This is a genomic window from Brevundimonas sp. SORGH_AS_0993 (genome assembly GCF_030818545.1).
GTDB lineage: Bacteria > Pseudomonadota > Alphaproteobacteria > Caulobacterales > Caulobacteraceae > Brevundimonas.
On the sequence record NZ_JAUTAH010000001.1, the window covers coordinates 145,065 to 171,679 of the forward strand.

Consider the following 26,615-nt stretch of genomic DNA (forward strand, 5'->3'; position numbering starts at 1 on the left):
CCCCGCCCGCCGTCATCCTCGGATCAAGCCAGAGGATGACGGAGAATAGGGCGCTATGCCCGCGCCCCATACCGCACGCGGCTCAACACATCCGTCATCTTGCGCAGCGGCGCGTCGAAATCCTTGCCGGCCTTCCATTTCTCGAAGGCCATGACGTTTTCGATCCGGCGGGCGACGAAGTCTTCCGCCGCCCTGCGCCCGTCGAACCAGCGCAGGGTCAGGGCGGGGATCAGTATGCCCGACAGGATGGTCCGCTTCGAATAGTGGTTCCAGTCGGTCGCCTCGTCCCCGGCCCAGCGCCACAGGTGGTCGGCGCTGTCCCACGCCAGCTTCAGCCCCAGATCGGCGTTGACGGGCAGGGCCAGGAAGGCGGCGCAGCGGCGCGCAGCCTCCAGGTCGGCGGCGCCCGCCTCCATCCGCTCGGACACGGCGCGGGCGATTCGCTCGCGAATCTTCAGGCTGGCGGGATCGACGGCGCCGAGGGCTTCCAGCGCCCGCGCATCGTGCCGGCGCGACAACAGGGCGGCCAGATCGCGCGCGCCATTGGGCAGCAGCAGCTCCTCGTCCCCCAGCGACAGGCCGCAGGCTTCACTGGCCTCGCGCACCAGACGGGCGTTCCAGCCCAGGGCGGGCGCGCGGGCGAGGGCGGCGTCCAGCACGGCCTGTTCGGTGCGTTCGGCCCAGTCGGGGGTCTGTGTCATGGCGCCACCATACGCCCGTCGCGCCGGGGTTTCGAGCCTGCAAGAATGGTCGGACGATCTGGTCGCGCGATCTGGACACATGGGGGCGGGTCGTGTATCAGCGCGCCTTCATCCGAGAGCCCTGCTTTCGGGAGAGGATTTTATTTGTCTGCCCGTCTCCCTTCGAAAGGACGCGGCGGGCGGCCAAAGGAGAGTTTAACCTGGTTCAGATTTTCGTCCGCGACAACAACGTCGACCAAGCGCTGAAGGCCCTCAAGAAGAAGATGCAGCGCGAAGGCAGCTTCCGTGAAATGAAGCGCCACGTGCATTACGAAAAGCCGTCGGAAAAGCGCGCCCGTCAAAAGGCCGAAGCCGTCCGTCGCGCCCGCAAGCTGGCCCGCAAGCGCGCCCAGCGCGAAGGGCTGCTGCCCGCGCCCAAGCCGCGCGTCCCCGGCGGCCGTTAAGACCCCTCCCGCAAGGGATTGGCGAAAGCCGATAGATCAAAGGCCGCCTCCGTTCGGAGGCGGCCTTTTTCTTTTCCTCCTTGCAAAGCGGGGAGGGGGACCGCGCGCAGCGTGGTGGAGGGGCGGTCGAAGCTGCGCTGATCTCGTCAGGACGCAGGGCCCCTTCGTCACGGCGCAGGAAGCGCCGCGCCACCTCCCCATCGCTGCACGACAGGAAGGAGAAGCCGGCTTACCCCCGCCCCGTCACGGCCCGTCCGAAGCTCTTCCAGCTCAGCTTCACGTCCGACAGGGCGCCGGCGCGGAAGGCGCGGCCGGCGATCCAGACCATCAGGGCGGCCATGGCGAACATCCCGATCAGCGTCAGGACGACCTCGATCAGCGGCGGATCGCTGGGCGCTCGCGCGCTCATCAGGAACGGGGTGAAGAAGGGAATCCACGACAGGATCCGCACCACCGGCGCGTCGGGACTGGTCAGGGCCATCTGCATGACCAGGATCGGCACGACCAGCACCATCATGATCGGCCCCATCAGGGTCTGGGCGTCGCGCGGCGTTTCGCAGAAGGCCCCGATGGCCGCGAACAGCACCGCATACATCAGGTATCCGCCGACCATATAGGCGACGAAATAGAACATCAGCCCGCCGTGCAGCAGCACCTGGCCCGCCTGGGCCGCCACCTGGGGTGCGGCCGACACCAGGCCGAACGCCCCGATCCCGCCCCACACCCCCATCACCGTCAGGGTCAGCAACGCCACCCCCAGCACCTTACCCGTCAGCAACTCGGTCGCTGAGGCCGAGGACAGCAGCACCTCCAGGATTCGGTTCGACTTCTCCTCCATCACGCTGTTCAGCAGGATGGACGCTCCGGTGATCACCAGCGACCACAGAAGGAAGCCCGCCCCCAGGCCGATGAAGGTCGGCAGCCGGTCACGCAGCGATACCTCGCCTCCGCTGGCCGCATTGGGCGAGAAGGCTTTCACCTCTGGTCGGAAGTCCTGAATCTGCGCCACCAAGGCCGGGGCGACCCCGGCGGCCGTCAGGGCCTGGTCGCGATAGCCGTCGCGCAGGGCGCCGCGCACGAAGTCGCGCACTTCGCTGTCGGTGGCCCGGCGGGTCCAGACCTGGGCCTGGGGCTTGCCGTCGTCGCGGCTCAGAAAGACCACGGCGTCCAGCCGTTTGTCCTTGGCCGCCTCGCGGTCCAGCACGGCGCGCAGGGCCGCATCGCGCGCGGCGCCGGGCGCGGCCTCCGCGACGGCGGCCGGGGCGGGAACCAGCCGGATGCGCGGCGAATCCAGGGCGGCGGCGGCGTGTCCGGCGGCGGTCTGACCCGCGCCGGCGATCTCCTTCAACTTTGCGCTGCGTTTTTCGGCGTCTTCCTGCAGGGCCTCGCGGACCTGGGCGGCCAGACCCGTAGCCTGGGGGCCTTCCTCGATCAGGGCGACGGTCTTCACCGGCTCGGACGAGCGCAGCAGCAGCGGAATCCCCCCGCCCAGCACCGCGAACAGCGGAAAGGCCAGCAGCGACAACCAGAAGCCCACCGTCTTGGCGTAGGCGACATATTCACGCCGCGCGATCAGAAGGATGCGTTTCATTGGGCCGTCTCCTTGACCGCGGGCTGATCCGGTCGGTCGCCGGTCAGGCCGATGAAGGCGTCGTGCAGCGTCGGCTCCTTCAGGGCGAAGCCGCGCACGTCCAGCCCGCCCAGGAAGGCCGCCTTCAGCGCCTCCTGCCCGCCCGCGCCCGGCGACAGGGCGATCTTCAGTCGTCGGGGCGCGCCCGGTTCGGCGATCACCTCCACCCCGGCCACGCCGGGCAGGGCCGCCGCCGCCTGGGTCGTGATGTCGCCCTCCAGGTCCAGAAAGCGCGGCGCGGTGGCCTTGGCCTGGTCCACCGTTCCCTCGAACGCCTTTCGCCCGCGCGCCAGCAGCACGACCCGGTCGCACAGCCGCTCGGCGTGCTGCATGACGTGGGTGGAGAACAGCACCGTCGCCCCATCCGCCGCCAGCCCCCGGATCATGGCCTCCAGCCCCTGCTGATTGACGGGGTCCAGGCCGGAGAAGGGCTCGTCCAAAATCACGAACTCGGGCCGATGTACGACCGAGGCGATCAATTGCACCTTCTGCGCCATCCCCTTGGACAGCTCCTTCATCTTCTTGTTCTGCGCGGCGCCCAGGCCCTGCTGCTCCAGCATCTGGCGCGCGCGCGTCTTGCCCTCGGCGGTCGGCAGGCCCTTCAGGGCGCCGAAGAAGGCGATGGCCTCCACCGGGGTCATCTTCTTGTAGAGGCCCCGCTCCTCGGGCAGGAAGCCGATCCGGTCGCGCACCATCCGGCCGTCGGGCGCGCCCAGAATCTCGATCCGCCCCGCCGTCGCCGGCTGCAGCCCCAGGATCATCCGCAGCGTCGAGGTCTTGCCCGCGCCGTTCGGCCCCAGAAAGCCGCAGATCGACCCCTTGCCGACCTGAAAACTCAGATCGCGCACGGCGTCGAAATCGCCATATCGCTTGCTTACGTCTTCCAGCGTCAACGCCGCCGCCATGCCGCCCCCCAGTGTTTTGAAGGCCAGCCTATGGCGACGCCGCGCTCTATGCCAGAGCCTACTTGAGCACGGGCAGATCGATATAGGAGGCGTCGGACCCGGCGTGGTGAATGGCGTTGTCGGCGACTCGGCCTTCACGCTCGCTCTCGTTCGGACCGCCGGTGTTCAGGTTGCGCACGAACTTGGGGAAGTTGGAGCTGCTTACTTCGATCCGGATGCGGTGGCCGGGCAAAAACGTGTTGCTGATGGTCATCGGCGTAGGCTGCACCGTCGCCACCTGGCCGGGCGTCAACGAGGTAGGCCGATCATAGCCATCGCGGTATCGCGCCCGCATGATGGTGTCGCCCAGGATATAGGCCGTTCCGTCCGGCGCAACGTCCACCAGCTTGACCGCGAAGTCCGTGTCCGGCGCCGAGGACGACACCTTCAAAACTGCGTCGATGAAGCCCGTGACCTGCATCGGCTGGTTCAGCGGCTCGGACGTATAGACCAGCACATCGTCGCGCGCTTCGATGGGCCGCTGGTCGAAGGCTCCGGCCGTGACCAGCCCTCCGTTGCAGCAGTCGCCCCCGCCGATGGTCTGGACCGGGTTCATGGGATCGTAGCGATAGCGATCGGCCGTTTCGCCGGGCGGCGGCGCTTCCAGGCTCAGCCGTCCATCGCCGTTCAGGCTGTTGGCCGCCCCGCCCGAGCGCAGATACATCCGCACCGTCTGCACGCCGGCCGGCGGCCATTGGGCGGCGGTGCGCCAGGCGTTCTCGCCCATGTTGAAGTACTGGACGTGGGGCGTGCTGTCCGGGAAGGCGCGGCGTTCGCCCTTCAGCCAGCGGTCGAACCAGGCGTGAACCAGGGCGTCGCTGTCGAAACTGGCGTCGCCCAGGTCGCGGTCGCCCGAGCGGAAGCCCGCCTTAAAGCCCGCAAAGGCGCAGTGGTTGTTCGGCCCCACCACCACATACTGGTTCTCGGCCGCCTCGCGGTCCTGGGCCGTCGTTCTGGCGTGGTTGAACAGCTCCATGTTCGGACCGATGGACACGTCGTACCAGCTGTTGAACCACAGCGACGGCACGCCCCAGCCCATGTCGTCGTGATAGAGGCCGCCCTGACGCCAGGCCGGATCGGCGGGCGTGCGGTCGATCAACTGCTCGAAGGTCGCGGGCGGCTCGCCCAGGTCCGCCAGCATCTGATCGACGGGCAGGTGGCGGATCTGGCTGGGCCAGTTCACCTCGGGCTTCTTGGCGTCCAGGTCGTTGTAGAGGAACAGCCGCGCGCGGGTCTTCTGGTCGATGTCGGTCGGAATTTGGGCGCGCAGCGGATTGTCCACGCCGTACAGCCAGACGAAGAACAGGCTGCGTGGCACGCCGCCTGTGTACCAGTTGCCCTGTTCCTGGAAGCGTCCGACCTTGCCGATGCCGGCGCCGGCCGCCTGGGGAACCATGGCGGCGTGGGCGGGGTGATTCTGCGCCGCCAGGGCCAGCTGCCATTCTGCGGACGACGAACAGCCCAGCGTCCCGACCTTGCCGTTCGACCAGGGCTGCGCCGCGATCCAGGTCAGAGCGTCGTAGCCGTCGGTCTGCGGATAGCCCAGAATCTGATAGTCGCCGCCCGAGAAGTAGCGCCCGCGCTCGTTTTCGATGACGAAGGCGTAGCCACGGTTGACCCAGGTCAGGGCCGTGCGCGTCGTGCGGGCGTTGTTGGCCAGCTCGTTGTAGGGCGTCCGCACGAAGACCGTAGGCAGGGGCGCAGTAGCGTTCTTGGGGCGATAGACGTTGGTGGCCAGGCCGATCCCGTCGCGCATTGGGACCATCACCCCGATATCGACGTCGGCGATGCGCGACAGTTCGCTCTGCGCGGCGGCGTCGCTATAGCGGCCATAGTCCTGGGCCTCGGCCGCCATCGGCGACACCGCCAGAATGCTCGCGACCACGGCGGCGACGAAACGGTTCATCTTCAAGCCCCTCCCAAAGGCGAGGCGAGGTTAGGCCGATCGGTCTCCTCGGTGCAAGCGGGGCGGCCTCAGCCCTGGGGCTTCACCGCGATCTGGAAAGGACGATCCATCACCCTGGCTGGGTTGATCTGGGCGCCGTTGCGGCGCACCTCGAAATGCAGGTGCGGGCCGGTCGAATAGCCGGTGGAGCCGACCAGGCCGAGCCGCTGGCCGGACGTCACGGCATCGCCGCGCGCCACGTCCACGCGGCTGAGGTGGCCATAGAGGGTGGTCATGCCGTTCGGATGCGCCACCTCGATGAAGGCGCCATAGCCATCAGGGTCGAATCCGGTCCGCAGCACCTGTCCCTCGGCGGTGGTGAAGACCGACGTGCCCATCGGCGCAGCGATATCCACCCCCTTGTGCGCTCGGGCCTTGGCCTCGACGGCCAGTTTGCGCAGACCGAAGTCGGAGTTGACGGCGTAACCCTTCACCGGCGCGGTGAAGACGATCTGGCGCATCACGGGGCCGGCGGCCTCGGCCCTGGCCTGCAGCGGCGGGGCGACAGGCGCTGCGAGCGACGCCCTGGGCGCGGGCGTCGTCACGCCGGGGGCGAAGGCGGCGACGAACAGGGCCAGGGCGCTCAGGCCCAACGTCTGGCCCAAGTGGATCGACAGGGTCTTGCAACGCGCCATCGGCGCGTCGATCAGCAGGCGTCGCATTCGGCGGCGTCTCCGGCGTCTCTACGCGAGGGAGAAGTGGGGCGGGCGACATCAGAACGACGTCTAGCCCCGGCGAGGCCGGGCTTATGTCAGGCGGGTGGGGCGACTTTTGGACCCTGGCGGGGCGCCGGTGCGGAGGCTTTCGGGCGGTCGTTCAGGCGATGATGTCGGGCAGGATGCGGTCTTCGATCTTCACGATCTCGTCCTTCAGCGCCAGCTTCTTGCGCTTCAGCCGGGCGATCAGCAGCTGGTTGGGAATGGCGGCCTGGTTCAGGGCCTCGATGGAGGCGTCCAGATCGGCGTGTTCCTGGCGCAGCAGGCGGACGCGGTCATGAAGCGCGGCCTCCTCTTCGGTGATGTCCGGAATGTCGTCGTTCATGATGCGATCCCCGACAAGGTTATAGCCACGACCGCCTCAGGCCGGAAGGGCGTCGGCCAGGCGGATCAGCGCCGGACGCGGTGTCACCGGCGCCCAGATCCGCGCCGTGGCGACCAGGGCGTCCAGCGTCGGGCGCGGCGATCCGGCCGGCGGCGGCGCCAGGGCCTCCAGCGCCTCCAGCAGATGGCGTTCAGCCTCCAGCTCCAGCCCCTTGACGCGGTTGCGCACCGCCTCGCGCGGGCCGTCGTCGATGTCGGGGATCGGCGCCTTCAAGGTGCGGCGGATGGCCCTCAACGGCGCGACGACCACCCCGTCCCAGGCGCGGGCGGTGTCGCAGGCGGCCTCTATCGTTTCCGCGTCCGGTCGCCGCCCGGTCGCCGCGATCCAGGCCGACCACAGCAACAGGGGCGCGTTCTGTTCGTGGCTGTCCTGCAGGGCCAGGCACGCCTCGCTGACCTCGGGCGCGCCATAGGCCGCGACGGCCCAGTCCCACAACCTCACTTCAGCCCGTCCCAGCGCTTCACCGCGCCCCAGTTCAGGCCGAACAGGTCCAGGGCCCGGCCGACCGACTGATCGACCATGGCGTCGATGGAAGCGGGCCGCGCATAGAAGGCGGGCAGGGGCGGGGCGATGATCGCCCCCATCTCGGCCAGGGCCGTCATGGTCCGCAGATGGCCCAGGTGGAACGGCGTCTCGCGCACCATGAGAACCAGCGGCCGGCGTTCCTTCAGCACGACATCGGCGGCGCGGGTCAGCAGGGTGGAGGTCACGCCGCTGGCGATCTCGCTCATCGTCCGCACCGAACAGGGCGCCACGATCATGCCGAGCGTCCGGAACGAGCCCGACGCGATGGCCGCCCCCACATCGGCCAGTTTGTGCGCCACCGACGCCTTGGCCGTCAGGTCTTCGGCCGTCAGATCGGTCTCCTGCGACAATGTGAGCAGGGCGGCTTTCGTGACCACCAGATGGCTTTCGACGCCCAAGTCGTTCAGCGCATCCAGCACCCGTGCGCCATAGATCGCGCCCGAAGCCCCTGAAATTCCGACCACGATCCGGGCGGGCGGCGGCTGTACGGCTCCGTTCACAGGATTGTCCATTTTTGAGGCCAGCCTCCATCCCGTCCGGCGCGGCGGTCTGTCACCGGAATGTGATTCCACAGGCCGTCGAACCGGGCGCTCACTCTACTGGTCCCTAACCTGAGGAGGCGCAAGCCATGACCATCGAGGCTCGTATTCGCGAACTGGGTAATCGTCATCGGATGCTGGATCAGACGATCCAGAAGGAGCTTACCCGTCCGTCCGTGGACACGTTGCAGGTCAGGGAACTGAAGCAGAAGAAGCTTCGGCTCAAGGAAGAGATTTCCACTCTGGAGGCGCGCGCGACCTAACCGCGTCGCCCCTTCCTGAAATGACGACGGCCCCGGAGATCGCTCTCCGGGGCCGTTTTCGTTCGGATCGGGTCCGCGCGATCAGTCGCGCTTGCCGAAGACGGATTCCGCCGTGGGCTCGGCGCCCGGACGCGCGCGTTCCTCGGGGACGAACTCGGGTTCGGCCTCTTCCACGACGGGCTGCAGGGTGCCGCCGCCGTTCTTGGCGTCGTCCTTGGCCTTCTTCTCGGCGGCCTTCTTGACCACTTCGTCCAGCACCAGCTGGCCGACCAGGCCCAGGGTCACGGGATCGACCGGCTTGATGTTGGCGCTGTTCCAGTGGGTGCGGTTGCGCACGCTCTCGATGGTCGACTTCGTCGTGCCCAGCAGTTTGGCGATCTGGGCGTCCGTCACTTCCGGGTGGTTGCGCACGAACCAGGCGATGGCGTCCGGGCGGTCCTGCCGACGCGAGACGGGCGTGTATTTCGGCGCCGGCTTGGCCGACTTCAGCAGTTCGGCGTGACGGCTGACGATGGCCTTCATGCGATAGTTTTCGTCGGCCTGGGCCTTGTCCAGCTCTTCGCGGGTCAGCTGGCCGCCCGTGACGGGATCGACGCCGCGAATGTCGCGGGCCACGTCGCCGTCGGCGATGCCGCGCACTTCCAGCGGGTGCAGGCCGCAGAAGTCGGCGATCTGCTCGAAGCTGAGAGAGGTGTTGTCGACCAGCCAGACCGCAGTGGCCTTGGGCATCAGAATGTCGCTCATGGGGCGTTCGTCCCGGTGTTATGAGGCCGCCGAGACAGAGGCTCGGCCAGCGTTGAAAACGACGGCGCCCGACCTTTCGGCCGGGCGCGAGACCTCGTCTATAGGCTTATTCGCGGCAAAAGAAAACGTCGCCCGACAATCCCATACAGCAACGGTTCATCCGCCCTGACGCAACCTTCGCGGCAACGAAGCTTTTTCGGAATCGGGAGAGGAGAACCACTATGTCCATTCTGCTTGGCGCGGCCCTGGCCGCCGCGATGGCCTCGGGCCAGGATTACGGGCCGCAACGGGTCGCTCCGCGTGGGGGCTACGCCCAGTCGTGCTCCGAGGCGTTTGTAAACCGCGGCCGGCTCTATGCCGACTGCCGCGACATGCGGGGTCGGATGCGCGGCACGTCGATCGAAGTGGCGCGCTGCGGCGACGAAGAGATCAACAACGATAACGGCCTCTTGGTCTGCGGTCGTTTCCGGGGCGACTACGAAGACAGCGACCGGCCCGGTCGTCCGGGCGGCGGCTGGGGGCCAGGCAATGGAGGACCGGGCAATGGAGGGCCCGGCTGGGGCGGACCGGGCTGGGGCGGCCCTGGCGGCGGCCCTGGCGGCGGATGGCGCCAGCCCTCCATCACCGTCTATGACCAGCCCAATTTCCGAGGCTCCTCGCGGGAATTCACCTCGGAAGACCGCAACCTGGGCCGCACCCCCTTCAACGACCGCGTCGTCTCGGTCCGGGTAGAAGGCCGGTGGGAGGTCTGCACCGACGCCCAGTTCCGGGGCCGCTGCCGCGTGATCGACGGCGACGTGCGCCGTCTGGACGGCGCCTTCTCGCGCAGCATCTCGTCGCTGCGTCCGGTCGGCCGCTACTGATCAGACGGTCAGCACGATCTTGCCGACGTGATCGCCCGCTTCCAGCGCGCGGTGCGCGTCGGCGGCCCGGTCCAGGGGAAAGGTCGCCTGGACCGGCGGCCTGACCGCCCCTGACGCCGCCCACGGCCAGGCGGTCGCCTCCACGGCGGCCGTCAGCCGCGCCTTTTCGTCCGCCGGCCGGCTGCGCAGCGTCGATCCGGTCAGGACCAGCCGCTTCAGCATGATCCGCATCAGATCGATCTCGACCAGCGATCCGGTCAGGCTGGCGATCACGACCCAGCGACCGCCGGGCTTCAGGGCCTTCAGGTTCAACTCGGCATAGTCGCGCCCCACCATGTCCAGAACCACGTCGGCCCCGCCCGCCTCGGCGATCTTCGCCGCCAGGTCGTCGATCCGGGCGTCCAGGCTGACGTCCGCGCCCAGAGCTCTGGCCGCCGCCGCCTTGTCCGCCCCGCGCGAGGTGGCGATGACCCGCGCGCCCGCCGCCTTGGCCATCTGGATGGCCGTGACGCCGATGCCGCTGGTCGCGCCATGGATCAGCAGGGTCTGGCCCGCCTTCAGGGCGCCCGCCTCGAACACATTGGCGAAGACGGTGAAGACCGTCTCGGGCAGGGCCGCCGCCTGGACATAGTCCAGACCGTCGGGGATGGGCAGGACGTGGCGGGCGTCGACCAGCGCCGTCTCGGCGTATCCGCCCCCGCCCAAGAGGGCGCAGACCCGGTCGCCGACGCGCCAGCGCGTCACGTCCGCCCCCACCGCCGCGATCTCGCCGGAGACTTCCAGCCCCAGGATGTCCGACGCCCCGGGCGGCGGGGGATAGACGCCGTTCCGTTGCAGCAGGTCGGGGCGGTTCACGCCGGCCGCCCGCACGCGGATCGTCACCTGGCCCGCGCTGGGCTTCGGCTCGGGTCGTTCCGCCGGTTTCAGCGCCTCCGCCGGGCCTGATCCGTTCTCGATCTCGATCACCCGCATGGGGCCTCCGCTTGCATTCGTCAGTGTCCAGGCGTGAAATAGGGACGACGGCCCGTATTGGCACGACTGGTATTGGCACGAGTGCGCAGAAAGGCGACGACGATGTTCGAAGATATCGAACCCCGCCCGCAACGTGGCGAACCCCTCCGCGCCCTGTCGCGCGAAGACCTGGACGTCTATTCCATCGAGGATCTGGAGCAGCGCATATCCGCCCTGGAGGCCGAGATCGCGCGCGCCCGCGCCGCCATCGAAGCCAAACGCTCCAAGAAAAACGCCGCCGACGCCCTGTTCAACTTCGGCTCCTGATCTCGCGCCAGCACGTGTTCCGTGGCATGACGATTGCAGATTTCAAGCGACAGGCGGCTTCGGCGGCCGATCGCAGTACGGACGCCCATACTTCTCATGACCCTGTCTGAAACGACCCCGGCCGTCGCGGACCGCATGCGCACCGTCAACGACTTCGCCCGGTCGGAGTTGTTCGACCGCACCTTCCGCGAAGGCATGGAACTGGTCGAGGAGACGGCCGCCTATCTGGACGGCGAGGGGCGCCGGGATTCCAAGCTGCTGTCGCGCGCCGCCGCCCTGGCCTATGCCGCCGAAAGCATGAAGCTGACGACCCGGCTGATGCAGATCGCTTCCTGGCTTCTGGTCCAGCGCGCGGTGCGGGAAGGGGACATGAGCGCCGCCTCGGCGTGCGAGCCGCGCTACCGGCTGAGCGACCGCCAGATCGAGGACCGGCCCAGCCACGCCGAACTTCCCATCGCCCTGGTCGAATATCTGGTCCGGTCGGAAAAACTGTTCGACCGCGCCCTGCATCTGGATCGGCGCATGTATCTGGACGCCCAGGACGAGACGCCGGTGAACCCGGTCCTGAACCAACTGGGTCTGCTGGAGGCCGCCTTCCGCAACTGAGGACGGACGCCCTCCCGCCAGAGGGGGAGGGGCGAACCGATCCCTTACGGCCCGACGTCGTTCGCGTCGCGGCGGCCGTCGTCCACGGGCTTGGGCAGGTTCACGCCGATGCCCAGGGCCTGGGCCAGCTTGTCGTCGCGGCCATAGACGTCCTCGCGGAACGCCACCCGGCCCTGTCCGTCCACGAACGTCGTCCAGTACAGCAGCCGCACATTGATCTCCCGTCCGGTGGTGACGCGGGTGGTGTCGCGCGTGTCCTGGGCCGTGTCGAATTGGGCCAGTTTGGCAGGGTCGGGCGACAGCAGCAGCCGGGCGAAGTCCACCGCGTTCTGCACCCGCACGCAGCCGTGGCTGCGCTGGCGCATGGACAGGTTGAAGGCCGCCTTGGACGGGGTGTCGTGCAGGAAGATGGCGTAGCTGTCGCGCAGCTCGAACTTCACATAGCCCAGGGCCGAGCGCGGGCCGGCGCGTTGGACGACCATGCCGTCCTTCACATACATGTCGTTGGCGGCCAGATAGCCCGGCCCCTTGGGCAGGATTTCCCGACGCGCGATGCCGGCGGGCACATACCAGGGCGGATTGGCCACGACGGAGGCGAAGGGCTTCTCCAGGCTTGGCGTCTGGTTCTCGACCGAGCCGACCACCACGCGGTTGGAGTGGACCGGCTTGCCGTCCTTCCAATAGACCATGATGGCGGCGGCGGTGTTCACCTCGATCCGCTCGGGGGCCAAGTCGCGCTTCAGCCAGCGGCGGCGTTCCAGGTTCAGGGCGATCTGGCGCGCCCGATCCTCGGCCGAGGCCGACAGCGACCGCTGCGTTCCCGTCCCGATCCGACCGTCGGCCCCCAGGCCGTGACGCACCTGGAAGCCCTGAACCGCGCGTTGCAGTTCGGGGCCGTAGGTCAGGCCCTGCGCCTTCAACCGCGCCCCGTCGGCCGCGCTCAGGTCGCCTTCCGCCACCAGCCGGTCGATGATGATCGGGATGCGCCGGTCGCTCATGTTCGGCTCGATCGTCGCGCCGGGGACGAAGCGGGGCCAGCCGCCGCCGGCCGCCAGGCGGCGATAGCGGACATAGCCGGCCGACAGGTTCTGATAGCCGATGTCGGTGGGCGCCAGACCTTCGAACCAGTCCAAGAGGCCGGCGCCGGCCAGGGCGTCGGTCAGACCGCGCGGCAAGTCCACGCGGTTCTTCTGCATCTCCCACAGGTCTTCGACCGTCTCGGGCCGCACCTTGCCCTCGGCCAGGACGCGCGCATAGGCCAGGGCCGCCGCCGTGGTCCGCAGGTCCGCGCTGGCCGGATCGGCCGCCAGGCCGACGAAGTCGAAATAGTCCGCGCCCGACAGGCCGTGACGGTCGGCTCGCGCCGAGACGGCGTTCAGCGCCCGGACGCGGTCGGCGTTCCACACCGGCCGCCAGCCGTTCATCTCGTAGAAGGCGCGCACATCGGCCTGCAGGGTTTCCGCCAGGCGCGAAATCTGATCGTTGAAGCTGTTGTAGAAGGCGGTCGCCGCAGGGCCGCGCTGCACGAAGACCTGTTGCGCGCGCGCCGTGGAGCCCAGGGTCACGGCCGCCGTGGCGACGCCCAGACCCAATTCCCGTCTATTCATAACTCGTCCGCTTCTCGATCGGCGCGATCCCTGGGATCGTCGCCCTTTGTCTTGTCATACCCCGAACGCCGCCGATGTTATCGACGTTCCGGACAAACAAAAAGCGCCGGCCTTTCGACCGACGCTCTTCGTGACCAGAATGCTGCAGTTTGCCGCAGCCGAGGGCGTTACTTCTTGATGAAGCCGGCGAACTTGTTGTTGAAGCGCGAAACGCGGCCGCCCCGGTCCATCAACTGGGCGTTGCCGCCGGTCCAGGCCGGGTGCGTCGACGGGTCGATGTCCAGCGCCAGCTTGTCGCCTTCCTTCCCGTAGGTCGAACGGGTCTGATAGGTGCTGCCGTCGGTCATCACCACGGTGATGAAGTGATAGTCGGGATGGGTATCGGGCTTCATGGTCGTCGTCCGGTCTCTGGCGCGATGACGATGCCGACCGTCTGTGCGCGTGAAATTGAGAATTCCGCTGAAAGGTCCAGCGGAAAAGAGCGCGGCGTTTACACCGAGGGGCGTTCCGGGGCAAGAGGCGGGCGCCATGACCGATCTTCCTTCCGCCGCCGCCCCCGCCCCGAACCGCGTGGAGGCCCGGGGCCGACCCAGCGCCGGCGCCCTTCTGGCCGAACAGATGTCGGAAGCCGGAGAGAAGCGGGCCAAGCGTCGCGACATCCGCCCCCTGGCCCGGCTGATTCCCTACGCCCTGCGTCACAAGGGCCATGCCCTGATGGCGGTCTTCTGGCTGCTGCTGTCCACCGCCGCCTCTCTGGGCCTGACCGCCCTGGCGCGCGGCGCCATCGACCACGGGTTCGAGAACGGCGGGGCGCACCTGAATCTGTGGTTCCTGCTCCTGGGCGCCAACGCCCTGTTCCTGGGTTTGGCGACGGCGGTTCGCTATTTCTACGTCACCCGCACGGGCGAGCGGGTGATCGCCGACCTTCGCAAGGGCCTGTTCGACCGCATCCTGACCCTGGACCCGGTCTTCTACGCCCATATGCGGACCGGCGAGGTCCTGTCACGCCTGACGACCGACATCGCCCTGGTCGAGACCCTGATGACCACCTCGGTCTCTTATGCGCTGCGCAACTTCCTGACCCTGATCGGCGGGGTGATCCTGTTGTTCTTCGTCAGCCCCAAGCTGACGGGCTTCGTCCTCCTGATCGTGCCCTTCCTGCTTGGGCCCATCTTCATCTTCGGCCGCAAGGTGCGAAAGCTGACTGTCGCGTCCCAGGATCGGTTCGCCAACGCCGTGGGCTTCGCCGGGGAAAGCGTGGACGCCATCGAAACGGTCCAGGCCTTCGGCCGCGAGGGCAGCACCATCGCCCGCTTCGGCGCGGCGGTGGAGGACGCCTTCTCCGCCTCCCTGACCCGGATGCGCGCCCGCGCGTGGATGACGGCCCTGATCATCGTCGTCATGTTCGGCGGCGTGACCCTGGTGCTGTGGCTGGGCGCCCAGGACGTGGTGAAGGGTTCGATGTCGCCCGGCGCCCTGCTGCAATTCGTGCTCCTGTCGGTCTTCGCCGCCGGGGCGGTGGGGGCTCTGGGCGAAAGCTGGGGCGACGTGCAGAAGGCCGCCGGCGCCATGGAGCGGATCGAGGAGCTGATGCGGGCTGTGCCCGGCATCGCGCCGCCCGCCCATCTCGTCGCCCTGCCGCAGCCGCCGCGCGGCGAGGTGTCGATGTCCGCCGTCGGCTTCGCCTACCCGGGCCGCCCCGACCTGCCGGCGCTGAAGGGATTCAGCTTGACCGTCCGTCCGGGCGAGACGGTCGCCCTGGTCGGCCCGTCCGGGGCGGGCAAGTCCACGGTCTTCCGCCTGCTGCTGCGCTTTTACGATCCCCAGACCGGCCTGGTGTCGGTCGATGGCGTGGACGTGCGCCAGGCCGATCCCGTCGCCGTGCGCGACCGTTTCGCCTGGGTCTCGCAGGAAACGCCCCTCTTCTCGGGCTCGGCGCTGGAGAACATCCGCTTCGGTCGCGAGGACGCCACCCTGGAAGAGGCCCGCGCCGTCGCCGAGAAGGCCCAGGCCCTGGGCTTCATCGACGCCCTGCCCGAAGGTTTCGACACCCCTCTGGGCGAACGCGGCAAGAGCCTGTCGGGCGGTCAGCGCCAGCGCCTGGCCATCGCCCGCGCCCTGGTCCGCGACGCCCCCATCCTGTTGCTGGACGAGGCGACCAGCGCTCTGGACGCCGAAAGCGAACGGCTGGTCCAGACCGCGCTGGATCAGGCGATGGAGGAACGCACCACCCTGGTCATCGCCCACCGCCTGGCCACTGTGCTTCGCGCCGACCGCATCGTGGTCATGGACGACGGCCGCGTGGTGGAGGAGGGGACGCACGACCAACTGGTCGCACAGGGCGGTCTCTACGCACGCCTGGCCGAACTCCAGTTCCGCGCGGGATAGATCCAATTGCACACAGGGTGTGCAATTCGGCTTATGTAAAACAAGGGTTAGCTGAAATTGCACCATTTTCGACGGTGCAGTTTAATTGGGGGCCGGGCGCCGCGTCTTGGATATTATTTGATAAAAATCAATGCTTTGTCAGGCCGCTGCGCGCCAGGGCCGGAAAGTCGCTGAAGATCGCATCGACCCCCGCCTGGGCGAAGGCGGCGGCGTAGCCCGCCATGTCGCCATGGTCCGCGATCCCTTGGCCGCGACGCCGCTCTGCGGGCAGGAAGGCGTTCTCGGCCCGCAGGGTCCAGACTACGACCTTCAGGCCCGCCGCATGGGCGTCGCCGACCAGGGCGCTGGACGTGGTCGTGCGGCCCTCGGCGTCGCGCGGCAGAACCAGGGTTGCCTCTGGCGCGACCCAGGCGGCGTAGGTCGCCGTGGTTTTCAGACCCTCGGGCGTGATCATGACGGCATAGGTCAGGTCCGGCCGATCCGCCGGCCCGCCCTCGGCCGCGACCAACTGGGCCAGGGGTGCGGCCACCCGTTTCGACAACCGCTCCAGGGGCCCGACCTCGAAACACTGGACGATGATCGGGGCGTCCGCCGCCGTCAGGTTCAGCCGCGTCAGCGCCGTCACGAAGGCGTCCTCCATCGGCAGACCGAGGCCGGCGAAGTAGGACGGGTGTTTCAGCTCCGGCGCCACGCCTATGGTCCGTCCCGTTCGCGCCGACGCCGCGCGCGCGATGGCGACCACCTCGTCGAAGGTCAGGATCGGCTCGCGTCCGTCATAGGCCGCGCTGCCGTGCCGGAAGGCAGGCAGCCGCTCCTTGGCCCGCAACGTCTTCAGCTCGGCCAGGGTGAAGTCCTCGGTGAACCAGCCGGTGATCGAAACGCCGTCGATGGTCTTGGTCGTCCTGCGATGCGCGAACTCCGGCCGGTCGGCCACGTCCGTCGTGCCGCCGATCTCGTTCTCGTGCCGATCCACGAAGACGCCGTCGCGCGTCATCACCAAATCCGGCTCGATCACGTCGGCCCCCTGTTCGATGGCCAGTTCATAGGCCGCGCGCGTGTGTTCGGGCCGCTCTCCCGAGGCGCCGCGATGGGCGATGATCAGCGGCTGGGCCAAGGCCGGCGTTCCCGTCAAAAGGATCAGGACGGTCAGAATGAAGCGGAACATGACCCCTGGATAGGGCCGCCCGGCGACAGGGCGATGACGAGGCCGCCCTTAAGCGCCTTGCAGCACCTTGCGGAGCTGCGGATGCAGTTCGGTGTTGGCGGCCAGGATCGACACCCCCGTCTTGGGATCGCCCTCGTCCTCGATGGTGGTGACGCGCCCGCCCGCCTCGGTGACGAACAGCACGCCCGCCGCCACGTCCCACGGCTTCAGATTGCGTTCGTAATAGGCGTCGTACCGGCCCGCGGCGACCCAGGCGAAGTCCAGGGCGGCCGAGCCCAGACGGCGGATGCCGGCGACCCGCTGGCCCATGGCGTGGATGTCTTTGATGGCCTGGGCGTGGCCCGTCTTGCCGATGAAGGGCAGGCCGGTGGCGATCAGGCTTTCCGACAGGTCACGACGGCCCGCGACGCGGATGCGCTGGTCGTTCAGATAGCAGCCCTTGCCCTTTTCGGCCCAGAACAGCTCGTTCATCACCGGATTGTAGGTGACGCCCGCTACGATCTCGGACGACCCGTCGGGCGCGCGCCGCTCCAGCCCCACAGTGATGGCGAAGTGCGGCATGGCGTGCATGAAGTTGGTGGTGCCGTCGATGGGATCGACGATCCAAGTGTGGGACTTGTCCGTCCCTTCGACCATGCCCCGTTCCTCGCCCAGGAAGCCATAGCCGGGCCGGGCTTTCATCAGCAGTTCGAACAGGGTGTCTTCCGCCTTCAGGTCGGCGGCGGTGACGAAGTCGCCCGGCCCCTTGCGCGACACCTGCAACTGCGACACCTCGCCGAAGTCGCGCATCATCGGGCGGCCGGTCTTGCGAACCGCGTCGATCATGACCTGAAGCAGGGCGGAAGCGAGGGCCATTGGCGTGTCTCAGTGGCGAGTGGTTAGTGGCGAGTGTCGAGCCGAACGAAGACTGCGGCGGATGGAGTGACCTGTGGGCTTACAATACTCGCCACTGGCCACTCGTCACTCGCCACTTCGAGATCAGTCCGCGCGGCGGACGTATTCGCCGGTTGCGGTATCGACGACGATCTTCTCGCCGGCCGACATATAGGGCGGGATCATGATGCGCACGCCGTTCGACGCCGTGGCGGGCTTGTAGGAGGAGGAGGCGGTCTGCCCCTTCACGGTCGGCTCGGTCTCAGCGACTTCCAGAACCACATGGTCGGGCAGTTCCAGGCCGATGGGCCGGCCTTCGTGCGACTCGATCACCACCTTCATGCCCTCTTGCAGATAGGGGATGCGGTCTTCGCCGACCCAGTCCTTTTGCAGCTCGATCTGCTCGTAGGACTGGTCGTCCATGAAGACCAGGCTGTCGCCGTTGTCGAACAGATAGGAATAGTCGCGCTGTTCCAGCGTCACGCGCTCGACCTTGTCTTCCGAGCGGAAGCGTTCGTTCAACTTGTTGCCGGTTTCCAGATTCTTGGCTTCGACGTTGGCGAAGGCGCCGCCCTTGCCGGGCTTGACGTGGCTGGCCTTGGTGACGACCCACAGGCCGCCGTTGTGCTGCAGGACCATGCCGGGCTTGATGGTGTTGCCGTTGATCTTCATGGGGTCACATCGGAATTGGGGTGGCGCCCGCGCGCCCGTTCCGGTGCGTGGCGAAGGGCGCGATCCCTAGAGGAAGCCCCGCCAAAGGGCAAGGCGGAGGCTTAGTGCAGAGTGCGCGCGCCCGTCGCCTTCTCGGCCTTGCGATGCAGGAAGTTGCCCAGCCGCACGCCCGATCCGGCCGGGGCGGCCATCTTGCCCGCGCCCTCGTCCAGCTTGCGCGCCTCGTGGGCGAAGGCGGCCGCCAGACCCGCCGAGGACATGGCGGCCATGACCTGACGCGCCATCGAGGAGGGCCGCAGGCCCAGCCAGACCGCGTTCACCGTCTGCGCCGCCAGCCACAGTCCCATGGCGCGGGTCCGTTCGGGCCGGGGCGGGGCGTTCCACACCCGCACGGCCGACAGGGTGGTGGCCGAAAACACCGCCGGCAGGATCAGGCTGAAGGCGCCCCTGGGCTTTTCGGTGATCGGCAGGTCGCGGTTGCGGACATGCTTCAGATTTCGACGCGGTTTCAGCGCGCCCGAGGCGATGCCGTGGGCCAACAGGGCGAACCCCACCGTCAGGGCGATACCGGTCACGACATGCACCGCGCTGCGTCCTTCGCTGTTCAGAAGGTCCGTGGCGGCGTCGCGCACGTCTTCCAGGGCGTCGTCGATATCGGTCATGGTCCGCTCCCGCTTGTCCGTGGACTGCAAATGGCCGGAGCGGACCCTGGTTCCGCCTCAGCCGCCGGTGGCGGCGCCGTCGGTCACGATCTCCTTCATGGCCGACTGCAGATAGTTCTGCGCGCCCATCAGCTCGATCAGCTTGTGCTGGTTCTCCAGGAAGTCGATGTGTTCTTCGGTGTCGGCCAGGATTTTCATTAGAAGGTCGCGGCTGACGTAGTCGCGGGCTTCCTCGCACTGGGTCACGGCGGCGGCGGTGGCGACGCGGCTGTCCAGCTCCAGCTGCAGGTCGGCGCCCAGGCATTCGATCGGGTCTTCGCCGACCTTCAGCTTGTGCAGGTCCTGCAGGTTCGGCAGGCCGTCCAGAAACAGGATGCGCTTGATCAGCATGTCCGAGTGCTTCATCTCGCCGATCGACTCTTCGTAGATCACGTTGCCGAGATGAGCCAGGCCCCAACTTTCGAACATTCGGGCGTGCAGGAAATACTGATTCACCGCCGTCAGTTCGTTGGTCAGCACCGCATTCAGCGTGCGGAGGATTGCGGGGTCGCCCCTCATGGCCTGGGTCCTTTGTCTCTGTACGGCGCAGTCGCCGTCTGTCGAGCCAGGCAATAGCACAGTAAAACTCGCGTTGTTTATTTGCGAGTTTTTATCACCACATTGATATTGCGAGTGATTTTCGGATACGGCGGCCGATAAGGACTATTCGGCTGCGAGTGCGAACGCTTCGCGGTTGTCTTGGATCATCTGACGCATTTCACACACGCATTTGGCGCACTGGGCCTGGCACTGGTGGCGGGCGAAGATGTCGCGCGGACGCTGGGCGCCGGCCTCGATGGCCTGGGCGACGTCACGCTGGCGAAGACCGTTGCAGTTGCAGACGTACACGAGAGGGCGGGCGCTCACTGATTGCGACTGGTTCGCTATAGCAGGCCCCAAGGCGATTGCAAGTCGTTCTCAGACCTTGCCGGGAACGGCGCCCGTTGACGGATCGTCGCGGGCGAGGGCACTGAACGCCATGGCCAAAGCTCCGCCCAAGACACCGACCGTTCCCGACCGTCCGCCCTGCCGGCTGTATCTGATCACCCCGCCGGCCATCCCTGACCTGGAGGCTTTCGCCGCGACCCTGGATCAGGCCCTTGCCGCCGGAGATGTGGCCGCCCTGCAAATCCGTCTGAAGCCGGCGCACGAGGCCGCAATCCGCCAGGCGGTCGCGGTCCTGGCGCCGATCGCCCGGCGTCACGACGTGGCGGTGATTCTGAACGACCGGCCCGACCTAGCGCGGGCGACCGGCTGCGACGGCGTCCATATCGGCCAGGAGGACGGCTCCCTGGCCGAGGCGCGGCGGACGATGGGGCCGGACGCCATGATCGGCGTCACCTGCCATGCGGACCGCGACCTGGCCTGGGATGCGGCCGAGGGCGGGGCCGACTATGTCGCCTTCGGCGCCTTCCATCCGACCGACACCAAGGACACGGTCCATCGTCCGTCGCCCGACCTGCTGACCGTCTGGCAGGAGACGGTAGAGGTCCCCTGCGTCGCCATCGGGGGGATCACCGTCGACAACTGCGCAGACCTGGCTCGCGCGGGGGCCGATTTCGTGGCGGTCAGCGCCGGGGTCTGGCGCCATCCCGAAGGTCCGGCCGCCGCAGTCAAGACCTTCAATCAACGATTGAAAATCTGATTCCATCCTCGACTTCAGGGGATATTAGGAACCCTGTGGTCTGGTCGTCGGTCAGTATCGTTCTGAGACCCCGATGACCGCAAGCTCCGCGCTTCCCCTGGCGATCGAAAGGCCCTCGGCCGACCCGCACCCGTCCGTCATCCGGGCGGGGGACGACGGCGCGCCCAGCGCCGCCCATCCGTTGGTTCCGGTCCTCATGGGCATCGGAGTCGCCGTTCTGGTCGTCATGGCCGTCATGAACACGCGCAGTTCGGGGGCGGTCGCCGGCCTGTGGGGCGCGAACGGTCTGGCCGTCGGGGTCTGGCTGCGGACCGCGCGCGGCCGCCGTCAGGACGCTCTCTACGCCCTGGTCCTGAGCCTCAGCATCCTGATCGCCGAGCTGGTGGTCGGCAACAAGCCCGCCCTGTCCCTGATTTTCACCGCCGCCAGCATGCTGGAGGTCGTGACCGCCGTGGTCCTGGCCCGCCGGTTCGCCCCGACGCTGGACATGGGCACGCTCGGCGGCATGGTCCGGTTCCTGATCTGCGCGGCCCTGGTGGCCCCGATACCGGCCGCCGCCTTCAGTTCGCTGGCCCTCGACCAAATGGGGCCGCACGATCTGGTCGAGGGCTTCCAGACCTGGTGGTTCGGCCACGCGCTCGGCATCGCCGTGATCGGCGTGCTGATCCTGTCCCTGACCCCGTCGACCGTCGCGCGCCTGGGCACGCCGCGCAAGCTGCTGGAGGGCGTCGTCCTGCTGAGCGCCGTGGTCGGCGTCTTCCTGGTCGGCTTTTCGGGGCAGCCCAAGCTGGGCTTCGTCATGATCCCCGTGTTGCTGGCCGTCGCCGTGCGTTTGGGCGTCGCCGCCACCGGCGTCTCTCTTCTGGTTCTGGCCGTTCTGGTCGTCGGCGGGGCGATCGCAGGCGACGGCCCCTATACGGCCGGCCTGACATCCGGCGAGCAGGTGCTTCTGGCGCAGATGATGGTTCTGGTCGGCTTCTTGCCCATGCTTCCAATGGCCGCCGCTCTGGAAGAGCGTGATCGCCTGGCCGAAACCACCCAGGAGGGGCGTCGACGGGCCGAACGGGCGTCGGAGGCCAAGTCCCGCCTGCTGGCCAATGTAGCCCATGAGATCAAGAGCCCCGTGGCGGGCATCATCGGCATCGGCGACCTGTGGGCGCGCGGCGGTCTGGGCCCGGTCACGCCTCAGCAGGAAGAGATGGCCGACATGCTGGTCCGCACCGCCCGCCAGGTCGAGGCCCTGTCCCACGATCTGCTGGACGTCGCCCGCGCCGAGGCCGGCAGCGTCAAGGTCGAACTGCGTCCCACCGAGGTCTGCGGCCTGCTGGAGGACGTGCGCCGCGCCTCCCTGCTGCGCGCCGAGACCACCGAGGTCGAGATGGAGGTGGTCTGCGAGGGCGAGGGACTGATCGCCCTGGCCGATTCCCAACGCCTGGCCCAGGTGCTGCACAACCTGACCTCCAACGCCATCAAATACGGCGCCGCCGGCGGGCGCGTCGTGCTGCGCGCCACGCGCGTCCATGACGACATCCGGGTGGAGGTGATCGACTTCGGCCCCGGCCTGACGCCGCAGAAACAGGCCCAGCTGTTCGAACCCTTCAACCGCCTGGGGCTGGAGCGTTCGACCATAGAAGGGCACGGCGTCGGCCTGGCCCTGGCCAAGCGGCTGATCGAGCTTCAGGGCGGCGTCATCGGCGTTCAGTCCACGCCGGGGCAGGGCGCGATCTTCTGGATTCAGATTCCGGCCGCGTGATTCCCGGACGGCCTTGCCGATCCGCCGCTGCGGGGCCAAGGTCCGGCCATGTCCATCCTCGTCCTCGCCGCCGCCCTTCTGTCCGGCCAGAGCGCCGCGCCGCGCACCGGCTCCGACTTGACCCGCGACCTGAACAGCGCCCCGCCCTCGGCCGTCCAGCCCCAGCGCCCGTCCGCCGCGCCTCCGGCGCCGACCCAGGCTCAAGCCCAGATCCAGGCCCCCGCGACGGCGCCGCGCCGCGCGCCCGCCGCCGCGCCGCGCACGACCCCCGCTGTTGCAACCCCGGCTCCTGCGGCCCAGGAGGGTCCTGCGACTCAGGTTCCTGCGACCCAGGCCCAGCCCGCGCCGCGTCCTGTGACTACGCCCCCGACCCCGGCTCAGGCTGCGCCCCCGCCTGAAAGTCAGCCGGAAGCGCCGCCGCCGCCTGCGCCTGCGCCCCTGACGGCCGAGGCCATCGCCGCCTTGCCCTTCCATCTGGAGCTGCCGGCCGATGCGGTCGTGACGGCCTCGCCCGCCGGCTCTGACGCCAATATCTATGCCGTGCGGCGCGGCGGGCGGACCCTGCTGATGATCTACGCCGGTCCGGCGTCGCAGTTTCCGATCTTCGACGGTCAGACGGTTCGCGCGGGCGGCCGCACGTCCGTCGTCGTGACCGAGGGCGGCCGACGCCTGGCGATGGAGCATCTGTTCCAGCGCGCGAGCGCCCCGACCGAGATCCACGTCTGGGTCGCCAGTCCCGACGGCCCCGACCGCGATCTGGCCGAACGCATCGGCCAGTCGGTCGACGTCCGCTAGAGCCTGATGGTTTAGGCCGTCGTCAGTCCTCGGACCAGACGGCCAATTCGGTCCCGGCCGGATCGGTGAAATGGAACCGTCGCCCGCCGGGGAAGGCGTAGATGGGCTTCACGATGCGCCCGCCCGCCGCCTCGACCTTGACCTGCATGGCCTCCAGGTCCTGGGCGTAGAGGACGGGCAGGGGGGCCGGCGTCCGGTCGGCGGGATCGGCGTCGAACCCGCCGTCCAGCCCCTGGTCGAAGGCGGCGTAGGTCGGGCCATAGTCGATGAAGGTCCAGCCGAAGGCCTGGCCATAGAAGGCTTTGGTCTGCGGCAGGACCGTCGCAGGCAGTTCGAGATAGTCCAGCTTTCCGTCTTCACGCACGGTTGATCTCCCGGATCGAAACGCCACCGCTCAGACCTCTTGCATGGCGACGAGTCCTGCGCAAACCTGCAAACGGTTCGCAGTTGCAGGAGTCGGCGATGATCGTGATGACGACAGGGCTCGCGGGCCTGATGGCCCTGATGCGACAGGACGCCCGCCCCAGCCCGCGGCCGACCTCCGCCCCGCTGGCCGTCGCCTCGCTGACCGTCGCCGGGCGACGATCCGGTGGTCCGCGGCCGAACTGATCCGATCAGCCGACCTGGGCCCGGTGCCTCAGGAAGGCGTCGGCCAGGACGCAGGCGGCCATCGCCTCCACCACCGGCACGGCGCGCAGGGCGACGCACGGGTCGTGGCGCCCCTTGGTCCTCAGATCGGTCTCGGCGCCGTCGCGCGTGACGGTCTGGCGCGGCGTCAGGATGGAGGAGGTGGGCTTGAACGCCACACGCGCTGTCACCGGCTGGCCCGTCGAAATCCCGCCCAGGACCCCGCCCGCCTGGTTCGACAGGAAGACCGGCCGTCCCTCGGCGTCCAGCCGCATCTGGTCGGCGTTCTCCTCGCCCGTCAGTTCGGCTGCGGCGAAGCCTGCGCCGATCTCCACCCCCTTGGCCGCGTTGATCGACATCAGAGCGGCGGCTAGTTCGGAATCCAGCTTGCCGTAGATCGGCGCGCCCCAGCCGGCGGGAATCCCCGTCGCCTCCAGCGCCACCACCGCCCCGATGGAGGAGCCGGCCTTCCGCACCTCGTCCAGATAGGCTTCCCACGCCGGAACCACGGCGGCCGAGGCGGCGAACAGCGGGTTGTCGTGCACGGCGTCGAAATCCACGGCCTCGGGCTCGATCCGGTGCGGTCCGATCTGCACCACGCCGGCCCTGATCTTCACGCCGTCGCCCAGCACCTTGCGGGCCACCGCCCCGGCCGCCACGCGGCTGGCCGTCTCGCGCGCCGAGGACCGGCCGCCGCCCCGGTGGTCGCGCACCCCGTATTTGGTCTGATAGGCGAAGTCGGCATGGCCGGGCCGATAGGCGCGGACGATCTCTCCATAGTCCTTGGACCGCTGGTCCTCGTTCTCGATCAGGATGGAGAGGGGCGTCCCCGTCGTCACCGGCCCTGCGCCGTCGTCGAACACGCCCGACAGGATGCGCGCCGTGTCGCTTTCCCGGCGTTGGGTGACGAAGCGGCTGCCGCCGGGCTTGCGCTGGTCCAGCCAAGGCTGCAGATCGGCCTCGGTCAGCGGGATCATCGGCGGGCAGCCGTCCACGACGCAGCCGATGGCTGGGCCGTGGCTTTCGCCCCAGGTGGTCACGCGAAACAGATGGCCGAAGGTGTTGTGCGACATGGGGCCGACTTAGAGCATGATCGTTTCGGACGGAACCGCTGTTCGCCGCGGGCGCGGGCAAGAAACGTGCGCGTCAGGCCGCCAGCCGCTCGGGCGTCCACGCGCGGGTGAAGCGCAGCAACAGGTCTCCCGCCGCCGACGGCGTGTCCTGGGTAGGCGTCAGACTGACGAACAGATGCCCGGCCGGACGTGATCCGCGCGCGGGCAGGCCCAGCCCCTTCAGCCGCACCCGCACCGGCGCGGCCCTGTCGGGCGTGATCCAGGCCGAACGCGGCCCGGCGTGGGTTTCGATCTCGACCCGGCCGCCGTCGGCCATCGTCCGCCGTTCGACCGGCCAGGTCATGAACAGGTCGTCGCCCAGGACGGACAGCCCGTCCTGGGCCCGGATCAGAACCGGCAGATACAGGTCGCCGCCGTCCCTGGCCCCGCCTCTCAGCCTCAGATGATCGCCGGTCCTCAGGCCCGCCGGCGCCGCGATCCGCACCGTCCGGCCGCCCAGACCTGAGCCCAGACGCAGCTCGACCGGCGCGCCCGTCACCGCCTGCAGGGGGGTGACGACCAGCACGGGCGCGGGCGGGGGACGATCCTGGGGCGCCGCCAGGGCGGGGCGCGCCGGCTGATGCGCCTGGATCAGGCGATAGGCGGCGATCACGCGGCGGAACCGCTCGGCGTCGCCCTGAACCTGGTCGGGCCGCGCCGCCTTGACCGCCGTGCGGAAGGCGGCCTTCAGCGCAGCCGCATCCGCGCCTTCGCTCAGCCCCAGCGTGGCCAGGGCGTCGCGGACGCCGGAGACGTCGATGGAAGAGGCGCGCGCGTTCATCTCCTCAAGCTTGGCCCGAACAGGGTCAACGCGCGGTTAACTGCTTTTTTGTTTGGCCTACCGTGCTTCGCGCTGCTTGAGGCCATTGTTCTGCGCCTACCGCGCGTTGCGCTGCTTGAGGCCATTGTTCTGCGCTTACCGCGCTTCGCGCTGCTTGAGGCCGGGGCGCCGCCCGGTTTTGACTCGGATCATTTTCACCGCGCGCCAGAGCCGCTAGACCCCTCTCATGACCGCACCCGTGATCCCGCCCAGCCCGTCGCGTGAGGAATACGCCCGCGATTACGCCGCCGCCCTGGCCGCCAATGGCGACGAGACCCTCTTCGACCGGCCCGAGCCGATCGGCCTGTTCACCCAGTGGCTGGCAGAGGCCGGGGCGCATGAGATCAACGATCCCAACGCCATGACCCTGTCCACCCTGGACGCCGACGGCCTGCCCGACGCGCGGATCGTGCTGCTGAAGGACGTGGATGAGCGCGGCTTCACCTTCTATTCCAACCGCGAAAGCGCCAAGGGCCTGCAATTGGCCGTCCATCCCGTCGCCGCCCTGACGTTCCACTGGAAGAGCCTGCGCCGTCAGGTCCGGGTGCGTGGAACGGTCCAGCCCGTCACGACCGAGGAGGCCGACGCCTATTTCGCCAGCCGCGCGCGCGAAAGCCGCATCGGCGCCTGGGCCTCGGACCAGTCTCGCCCCCTGTCGGATCGCACCGTGCTGGAAGAGGCGGTGGGCCGCGAAACCGCACGGTTCGACGGCCAGGACGTTCCACGTCCCGAACGCTGGACCGGCTGGCGCGTCGTGCCGACGGCGGTGGAGTTCTGGCGCGACCGGCCCTTCCGCCTGCACGACCGACTGCGCTTCACCCGCGACGGCGACGCCTGGACCCGCGAACGCCTCTGGCCCTAGAGTCTGATCGTTT

General features: G+C 68.6%; 31 protein-coding genes. 10 read left to right on the forward strand and 21 right to left on the reverse strand.

The genetic code is table 11. The annotated features are described in order from the left end of the window. Positions 1-53 precede the first annotated feature (53 nt). Positions 54-701: a COQ9 family protein gene (locus QE389_RS00775; RefSeq protein WP_307363715.1), complete on the reverse strand. Its 648-nt coding sequence runs from the start codon at positions 699-701 to the stop codon at positions 54-56. 200 nt (positions 702-901) lie between these two features. On the opposite strand from QE389_RS00775, the gene rpsU reads away from it, so the two are divergent. Beyond that, entirely contained in the window at positions 902-1,144 is a 243-nt protein-coding gene (gene rpsU, locus QE389_RS00780) for a 30S ribosomal protein S21 (protein ID WP_087120183.1), read from the forward strand. A gap of 229 nt (positions 1,145-1,373) precedes the next feature. Here rpsU and QE389_RS00785 read toward each other — a convergent pair whose 3' ends face one another. The 7 genes from QE389_RS00785 to QE389_RS00815 form a co-directional block, all read right to left on the reverse strand. Next, positions 1,374-2,735: an ABC transporter permease gene (locus QE389_RS00785; RefSeq protein WP_307363718.1), complete on the reverse strand. Its 1,362-nt coding sequence runs from the start codon at positions 2,733-2,735 to the stop codon at positions 1,374-1,376. After that, on the reverse strand, positions 2,732-3,679 hold the full coding sequence (locus QE389_RS00790; RefSeq protein ID WP_307363720.1) for an ABC transporter ATP-binding protein: 948 nt from the start codon (positions 3,677-3,679) through the stop codon (positions 2,732-2,734). The genes QE389_RS00785 and QE389_RS00790 overlap by 4 nt, the downstream gene beginning before the upstream one ends. Before the next feature lie 58 nt (positions 3,680-3,737). Next, on the reverse strand, positions 3,738-5,624 hold the full coding sequence (locus QE389_RS00795) for a CocE/NonD family hydrolase (protein ID WP_307363722.1): 1,887 nt from the start codon (positions 5,622-5,624) through the stop codon (positions 3,738-3,740). Positions 5,625-5,692: 68 nt separating this feature from the next. Next, positions 5,693-6,325 (reverse strand): M23 family metallopeptidase, encoded by a 633-nt coding sequence (locus QE389_RS00800; RefSeq protein WP_307363724.1) that lies wholly within the window; start codon positions 6,323-6,325, stop codon positions 5,693-5,695. A gap of 154 nt (positions 6,326-6,479) precedes the next feature. Further along, positions 6,480-6,704 (reverse strand): YdcH family protein, encoded by a 225-nt coding sequence (locus tag QE389_RS00805; RefSeq protein ID WP_307363726.1) that lies wholly within the window; start codon positions 6,702-6,704, stop codon positions 6,480-6,482. 36 nt (positions 6,705-6,740) lie between these two features. Beyond that, positions 6,741-7,205 (reverse strand): TIGR02444 family protein, encoded by a 465-nt coding sequence (locus tag QE389_RS00810; RefSeq protein WP_307363728.1) that lies wholly within the window; start codon positions 7,203-7,205, stop codon positions 6,741-6,743. Further along, the gene (locus QE389_RS00815) at positions 7,202-7,801 is read right to left on the reverse strand and encodes a UbiX family flavin prenyltransferase (protein ID WP_307363730.1); all 600 of its coding nucleotides are present in this window, start codon (positions 7,799-7,801) and stop codon (positions 7,202-7,204) included. The genes QE389_RS00810 and QE389_RS00815 overlap by 4 nt, the downstream gene beginning before the upstream one ends. A 116-nt stretch (positions 7,802-7,917) precedes the next feature. Here QE389_RS00815 and QE389_RS00820 point away from each other — a divergent pair, with 116 nt between their 5' ends. Continuing rightward, positions 7,918-8,091, forward strand: coding sequence for a YdcH family protein (locus QE389_RS00820; RefSeq protein WP_307363732.1), 174 nt, complete (start codon positions 7,918-7,920; stop codon positions 8,089-8,091). 81 nt (positions 8,092-8,172) lie between these two features. On the opposite strand, the gene QE389_RS00825 is transcribed toward QE389_RS00820, so the two are convergent. Then, on the reverse strand, positions 8,173-8,835 hold the full coding sequence (locus tag QE389_RS00825; RefSeq protein WP_307363734.1) for a DUF1013 domain-containing protein: 663 nt from the start codon (positions 8,833-8,835) through the stop codon (positions 8,173-8,175). A gap of 221 nt (positions 8,836-9,056) precedes the next feature. On the opposite strand from QE389_RS00825, the gene QE389_RS00830 reads away from it, so the two are divergent. Next, entirely contained in the window at positions 9,057-9,698 is a 642-nt protein-coding gene (locus tag QE389_RS00830) for a beta/gamma crystallin-related protein (RefSeq protein WP_307363736.1), read from the forward strand. Here QE389_RS00830 and QE389_RS00835 read toward each other — a convergent pair whose 3' ends face one another. Beyond that, the gene (locus QE389_RS00835; RefSeq protein ID WP_307363737.1) at positions 9,699-10,670 is read right to left on the reverse strand and encodes an NAD(P)H-quinone oxidoreductase; all 972 of its coding nucleotides are present in this window, start codon (positions 10,668-10,670) and stop codon (positions 9,699-9,701) included. Between the two features lie 102 nt (positions 10,671-10,772). Here QE389_RS00835 and QE389_RS00840 point away from each other — a divergent pair, with 102 nt between their 5' ends. Beyond that, complete coding sequence (locus tag QE389_RS00840) at positions 10,773-10,976, forward strand: DUF1192 domain-containing protein (RefSeq protein WP_307363739.1); 204 nt, start codon at positions 10,773-10,775, stop codon at positions 10,974-10,976. Positions 10,977-11,072: 96 nt separating this feature from the next. After that, the gene (locus QE389_RS00845) at positions 11,073-11,582 is read left to right on the forward strand and encodes a DUF1465 family protein (protein ID WP_307363741.1); all 510 of its coding nucleotides are present in this window, start codon (positions 11,073-11,075) and stop codon (positions 11,580-11,582) included. A gap of 44 nt (positions 11,583-11,626) precedes the next feature. On the opposite strand, the gene QE389_RS00850 is transcribed toward QE389_RS00845, so the two are convergent. Both QE389_RS00850 and rpmE read right to left on the reverse strand, forming a co-directional pair. Then, a complete protein-coding gene (locus tag QE389_RS00850) occupies positions 11,627-13,189 on the reverse strand; it encodes a murein L,D-transpeptidase (protein WP_307363743.1) in 1,563 nt (520 codons plus the stop codon). Positions 13,190-13,356: 167 nt separating this feature from the next. Continuing rightward, positions 13,357-13,581 (reverse strand): 50S ribosomal protein L31, encoded by a 225-nt coding sequence (rpmE, locus tag QE389_RS00855; RefSeq protein WP_292087198.1) that lies wholly within the window; start codon positions 13,579-13,581, stop codon positions 13,357-13,359. A 136-nt stretch (positions 13,582-13,717) separates the two neighbouring features. Here rpmE and QE389_RS00860 point away from each other — a divergent pair, with 136 nt between their 5' ends. Further along, on the forward strand, positions 13,718-15,577 hold the full coding sequence (locus tag QE389_RS00860) for an ABC transporter transmembrane domain-containing protein (RefSeq protein ID WP_307363746.1): 1,860 nt from the start codon (positions 13,718-13,720) through the stop codon (positions 15,575-15,577). Between the two features lie 127 nt (positions 15,578-15,704). On the opposite strand, the gene QE389_RS00865 is transcribed toward QE389_RS00860, so the two are convergent. The 6 genes from QE389_RS00865 to QE389_RS00890 all read right to left on the reverse strand — a co-directional run bounded on the left by QE389_RS00865 (position 15,705) and on the right by QE389_RS00890 (position 19,837). Beyond that, entirely contained in the window at positions 15,705-16,742 is a 1,038-nt protein-coding gene (locus QE389_RS00865; RefSeq protein WP_307363748.1) for a glycerophosphodiester phosphodiesterase, read from the reverse strand. A gap of 48 nt (positions 16,743-16,790) precedes the next feature. Continuing rightward, positions 16,791-17,597, reverse strand: a complete 807-nt coding sequence (locus QE389_RS00870) for an inositol monophosphatase family protein (RefSeq protein ID WP_307363750.1) — start codon at positions 17,595-17,597, stop codon at positions 16,791-16,793. A 123-nt stretch (positions 17,598-17,720) separates the two neighbouring features. Further along, positions 17,721-18,287, reverse strand: coding sequence for an elongation factor P (efp, locus tag QE389_RS00875; protein WP_307363752.1), 567 nt, complete (start codon positions 18,285-18,287; stop codon positions 17,721-17,723). Positions 18,288-18,388: 101 nt separating this feature from the next. After that, entirely contained in the window at positions 18,389-18,949 is a 561-nt protein-coding gene (locus QE389_RS00880; protein ID WP_307363754.1) for a tryptophan-rich sensory protein, read from the reverse strand. Positions 18,950-19,006: 57 nt separating this feature from the next. Next, positions 19,007-19,507, reverse strand: a complete 501-nt coding sequence (gene bfr / locus QE389_RS00885) for a bacterioferritin (protein ID WP_307363756.1) — start codon at positions 19,505-19,507, stop codon at positions 19,007-19,009. Positions 19,508-19,651: 144 nt separating this feature from the next. Further along, positions 19,652-19,837: a bacterioferritin-associated ferredoxin gene (locus QE389_RS00890; protein ID WP_307363760.1), complete on the reverse strand. Its 186-nt coding sequence runs from the start codon at positions 19,835-19,837 to the stop codon at positions 19,652-19,654. A 130-nt stretch (positions 19,838-19,967) separates the two neighbouring features. Here QE389_RS00890 and thiE point away from each other — a divergent pair, with 130 nt between their 5' ends. The 3 genes from thiE to QE389_RS00905 all read left to right on the forward strand — a co-directional run bounded on the left by thiE (position 19,968) and on the right by QE389_RS00905 (position 23,181). Next, on the forward strand, positions 19,968-20,633 hold the full coding sequence (gene thiE / locus QE389_RS00895; RefSeq protein WP_307363762.1) for a thiamine phosphate synthase: 666 nt from the start codon (positions 19,968-19,970) through the stop codon (positions 20,631-20,633). A 73-nt stretch (positions 20,634-20,706) separates the two neighbouring features. Next, a complete protein-coding gene (locus QE389_RS00900; RefSeq protein ID WP_307363764.1) occupies positions 20,707-22,386 on the forward strand; it encodes a HAMP domain-containing sensor histidine kinase in 1,680 nt (559 codons plus the stop codon). A gap of 48 nt (positions 22,387-22,434) precedes the next feature. Next, a complete protein-coding gene (locus QE389_RS00905; protein ID WP_307363766.1) occupies positions 22,435-23,181 on the forward strand; it encodes a hypothetical protein in 747 nt (248 codons plus the stop codon). A 22-nt stretch (positions 23,182-23,203) separates the two neighbouring features. Here the strand turns inward: QE389_RS00905 and QE389_RS00910 are convergent, their stop codons facing one another. From QE389_RS00910 to QE389_RS00920, 3 genes are all read right to left on the reverse strand, one after another. Further along, positions 23,204-23,545 carry a VOC family protein gene (locus QE389_RS00910; RefSeq protein WP_307363768.1) on the reverse strand — a complete coding sequence of 114 codons (342 nt, stop codon included), beginning with the start codon at positions 23,543-23,545 and terminating at the stop codon, positions 23,204-23,206. Between the two features lie 250 nt (positions 23,546-23,795). After that, the gene (gene aroC / locus QE389_RS00915; RefSeq protein ID WP_307363770.1) at positions 23,796-24,881 is read right to left on the reverse strand and encodes a chorismate synthase; all 1,086 of its coding nucleotides are present in this window, start codon (positions 24,879-24,881) and stop codon (positions 23,796-23,798) included. A gap of 73 nt (positions 24,882-24,954) precedes the next feature. Then, positions 24,955-25,701 carry a DnaJ C-terminal domain-containing protein gene (locus tag QE389_RS00920; RefSeq protein WP_307363772.1) on the reverse strand — a complete coding sequence of 249 codons (747 nt, stop codon included), beginning with the start codon at positions 25,699-25,701 and terminating at the stop codon, positions 24,955-24,957. Positions 25,702-25,927: 226 nt separating this feature from the next. Between QE389_RS00920 and pdxH the strand changes: the two genes are divergently transcribed. Then, positions 25,928-26,602, forward strand: a complete 675-nt coding sequence (gene pdxH, locus QE389_RS00925) for a pyridoxamine 5'-phosphate oxidase (protein WP_307363774.1) — start codon at positions 25,928-25,930, stop codon at positions 26,600-26,602. Positions 26,603-26,615: the final 13 nt, after the last annotated feature.

Coding starts and splice junctions, on each gene's coding strand:
- QE389_RS00870 (WP_307363750.1), bottom strand. CDS start 17,597: ATGGCCCTCGCTTCCGCCCTGCTTCAGGTCATGATCGACGCGGTTCGC.
- QE389_RS00815 (WP_307363730.1), bottom strand. CDS start 7,801: ATGGACAATCCTGTGAACGGAGCCGTACAGCCGCCGCCCGCCCGGATC.
- QE389_RS00805 (WP_307363726.1), bottom strand. CDS start 6,704: ATGAACGACGACATTCCGGACATCACCGAAGAGGAGGCCGCGCTTCAT.
- rpmE (WP_292087198.1), bottom strand. CDS start 13,581: ATGAAGCCCGATACCCATCCCGACTATCACTTCATCACCGTGGTGATG.
- pdxH (WP_307363774.1), top strand. CDS start 25,928: ATGACCGCACCCGTGATCCCGCCCAGCCCGTCGCGTGAGGAATACGCC.
- thiE (WP_307363762.1), top strand. CDS start 19,968: ATGGCCAAAGCTCCGCCCAAGACACCGACCGTTCCCGACCGTCCGCCC.
- QE389_RS00905 (WP_307363766.1), top strand. CDS start 22,435: ATGTCCATCCTCGTCCTCGCCGCCGCCCTTCTGTCCGGCCAGAGCGCC.
- QE389_RS00850 (WP_307363743.1), bottom strand. CDS start 13,189: ATGAATAGACGGGAATTGGGTCTGGGCGTCGCCACGGCGGCCGTGACC.
- QE389_RS00840 (WP_307363739.1), top strand. CDS start 10,773: ATGTTCGAAGATATCGAACCCCGCCCGCAACGTGGCGAACCCCTCCGC.
- QE389_RS00775 (WP_307363715.1), bottom strand. CDS start 701: ATGACACAGACCCCCGACTGGGCCGAACGCACCGAACAGGCCGTGCTG.
- QE389_RS00825 (WP_307363734.1), bottom strand. CDS start 8,835: ATGAGCGACATTCTGATGCCCAAGGCCACTGCGGTCTGGCTGGTCGAC.
- QE389_RS00830 (WP_307363736.1), top strand. CDS start 9,057: ATGTCCATTCTGCTTGGCGCGGCCCTGGCCGCCGCGATGGCCTCGGGC.
- QE389_RS00800 (WP_307363724.1), bottom strand. CDS start 6,325: ATGCGACGCCTGCTGATCGACGCGCCGATGGCGCGTTGCAAGACCCTG.
- QE389_RS00820 (WP_307363732.1), top strand. CDS start 7,918: ATGACCATCGAGGCTCGTATTCGCGAACTGGGTAATCGTCATCGGATG.
- QE389_RS00835 (WP_307363737.1), bottom strand. CDS start 10,670: ATGCGGGTGATCGAGATCGAGAACGGATCAGGCCCGGCGGAGGCGCTG.
- QE389_RS00860 (WP_307363746.1), top strand. CDS start 13,718: ATGACCGATCTTCCTTCCGCCGCCGCCCCCGCCCCGAACCGCGTGGAG.
- QE389_RS00845 (WP_307363741.1), top strand. CDS start 11,073: ATGACCCTGTCTGAAACGACCCCGGCCGTCGCGGACCGCATGCGCACC.
- QE389_RS00900 (WP_307363764.1), top strand. CDS start 20,707: ATGACCGCAAGCTCCGCGCTTCCCCTGGCGATCGAAAGGCCCTCGGCC.
- QE389_RS00785 (WP_307363718.1), bottom strand. CDS start 2,735: ATGAAACGCATCCTTCTGATCGCGCGGCGTGAATATGTCGCCTACGCC.
- QE389_RS00920 (WP_307363772.1), bottom strand. CDS start 25,701: ATGAACGCGCGCGCCTCTTCCATCGACGTCTCCGGCGTCCGCGACGCC.
- QE389_RS00795 (WP_307363722.1), bottom strand. CDS start 5,624: ATGAACCGTTTCGTCGCCGCCGTGGTCGCGAGCATTCTGGCGGTGTCG.
- aroC (WP_307363770.1), bottom strand. CDS start 24,881: ATGTCGCACAACACCTTCGGCCATCTGTTTCGCGTGACCACCTGGGGC.
- QE389_RS00790 (WP_307363720.1), bottom strand. CDS start 3,679: ATGGCGGCGGCGTTGACGCTGGAAGACGTAAGCAAGCGATATGGCGAT.
- bfr (WP_307363756.1), bottom strand. CDS start 19,507: ATGAGGGGCGACCCCGCAATCCTCCGCACGCTGAATGCGGTGCTGACC.
- QE389_RS00880 (WP_307363754.1), bottom strand. CDS start 18,949: ATGACCGATATCGACGACGCCCTGGAAGACGTGCGCGACGCCGCCACG.
- efp (WP_307363752.1), bottom strand. CDS start 18,287: ATGAAGATCAACGGCAACACCATCAAGCCCGGCATGGTCCTGCAGCAC.
- QE389_RS00865 (WP_307363748.1), bottom strand. CDS start 16,742: ATGTTCCGCTTCATTCTGACCGTCCTGATCCTTTTGACGGGAACGCCG.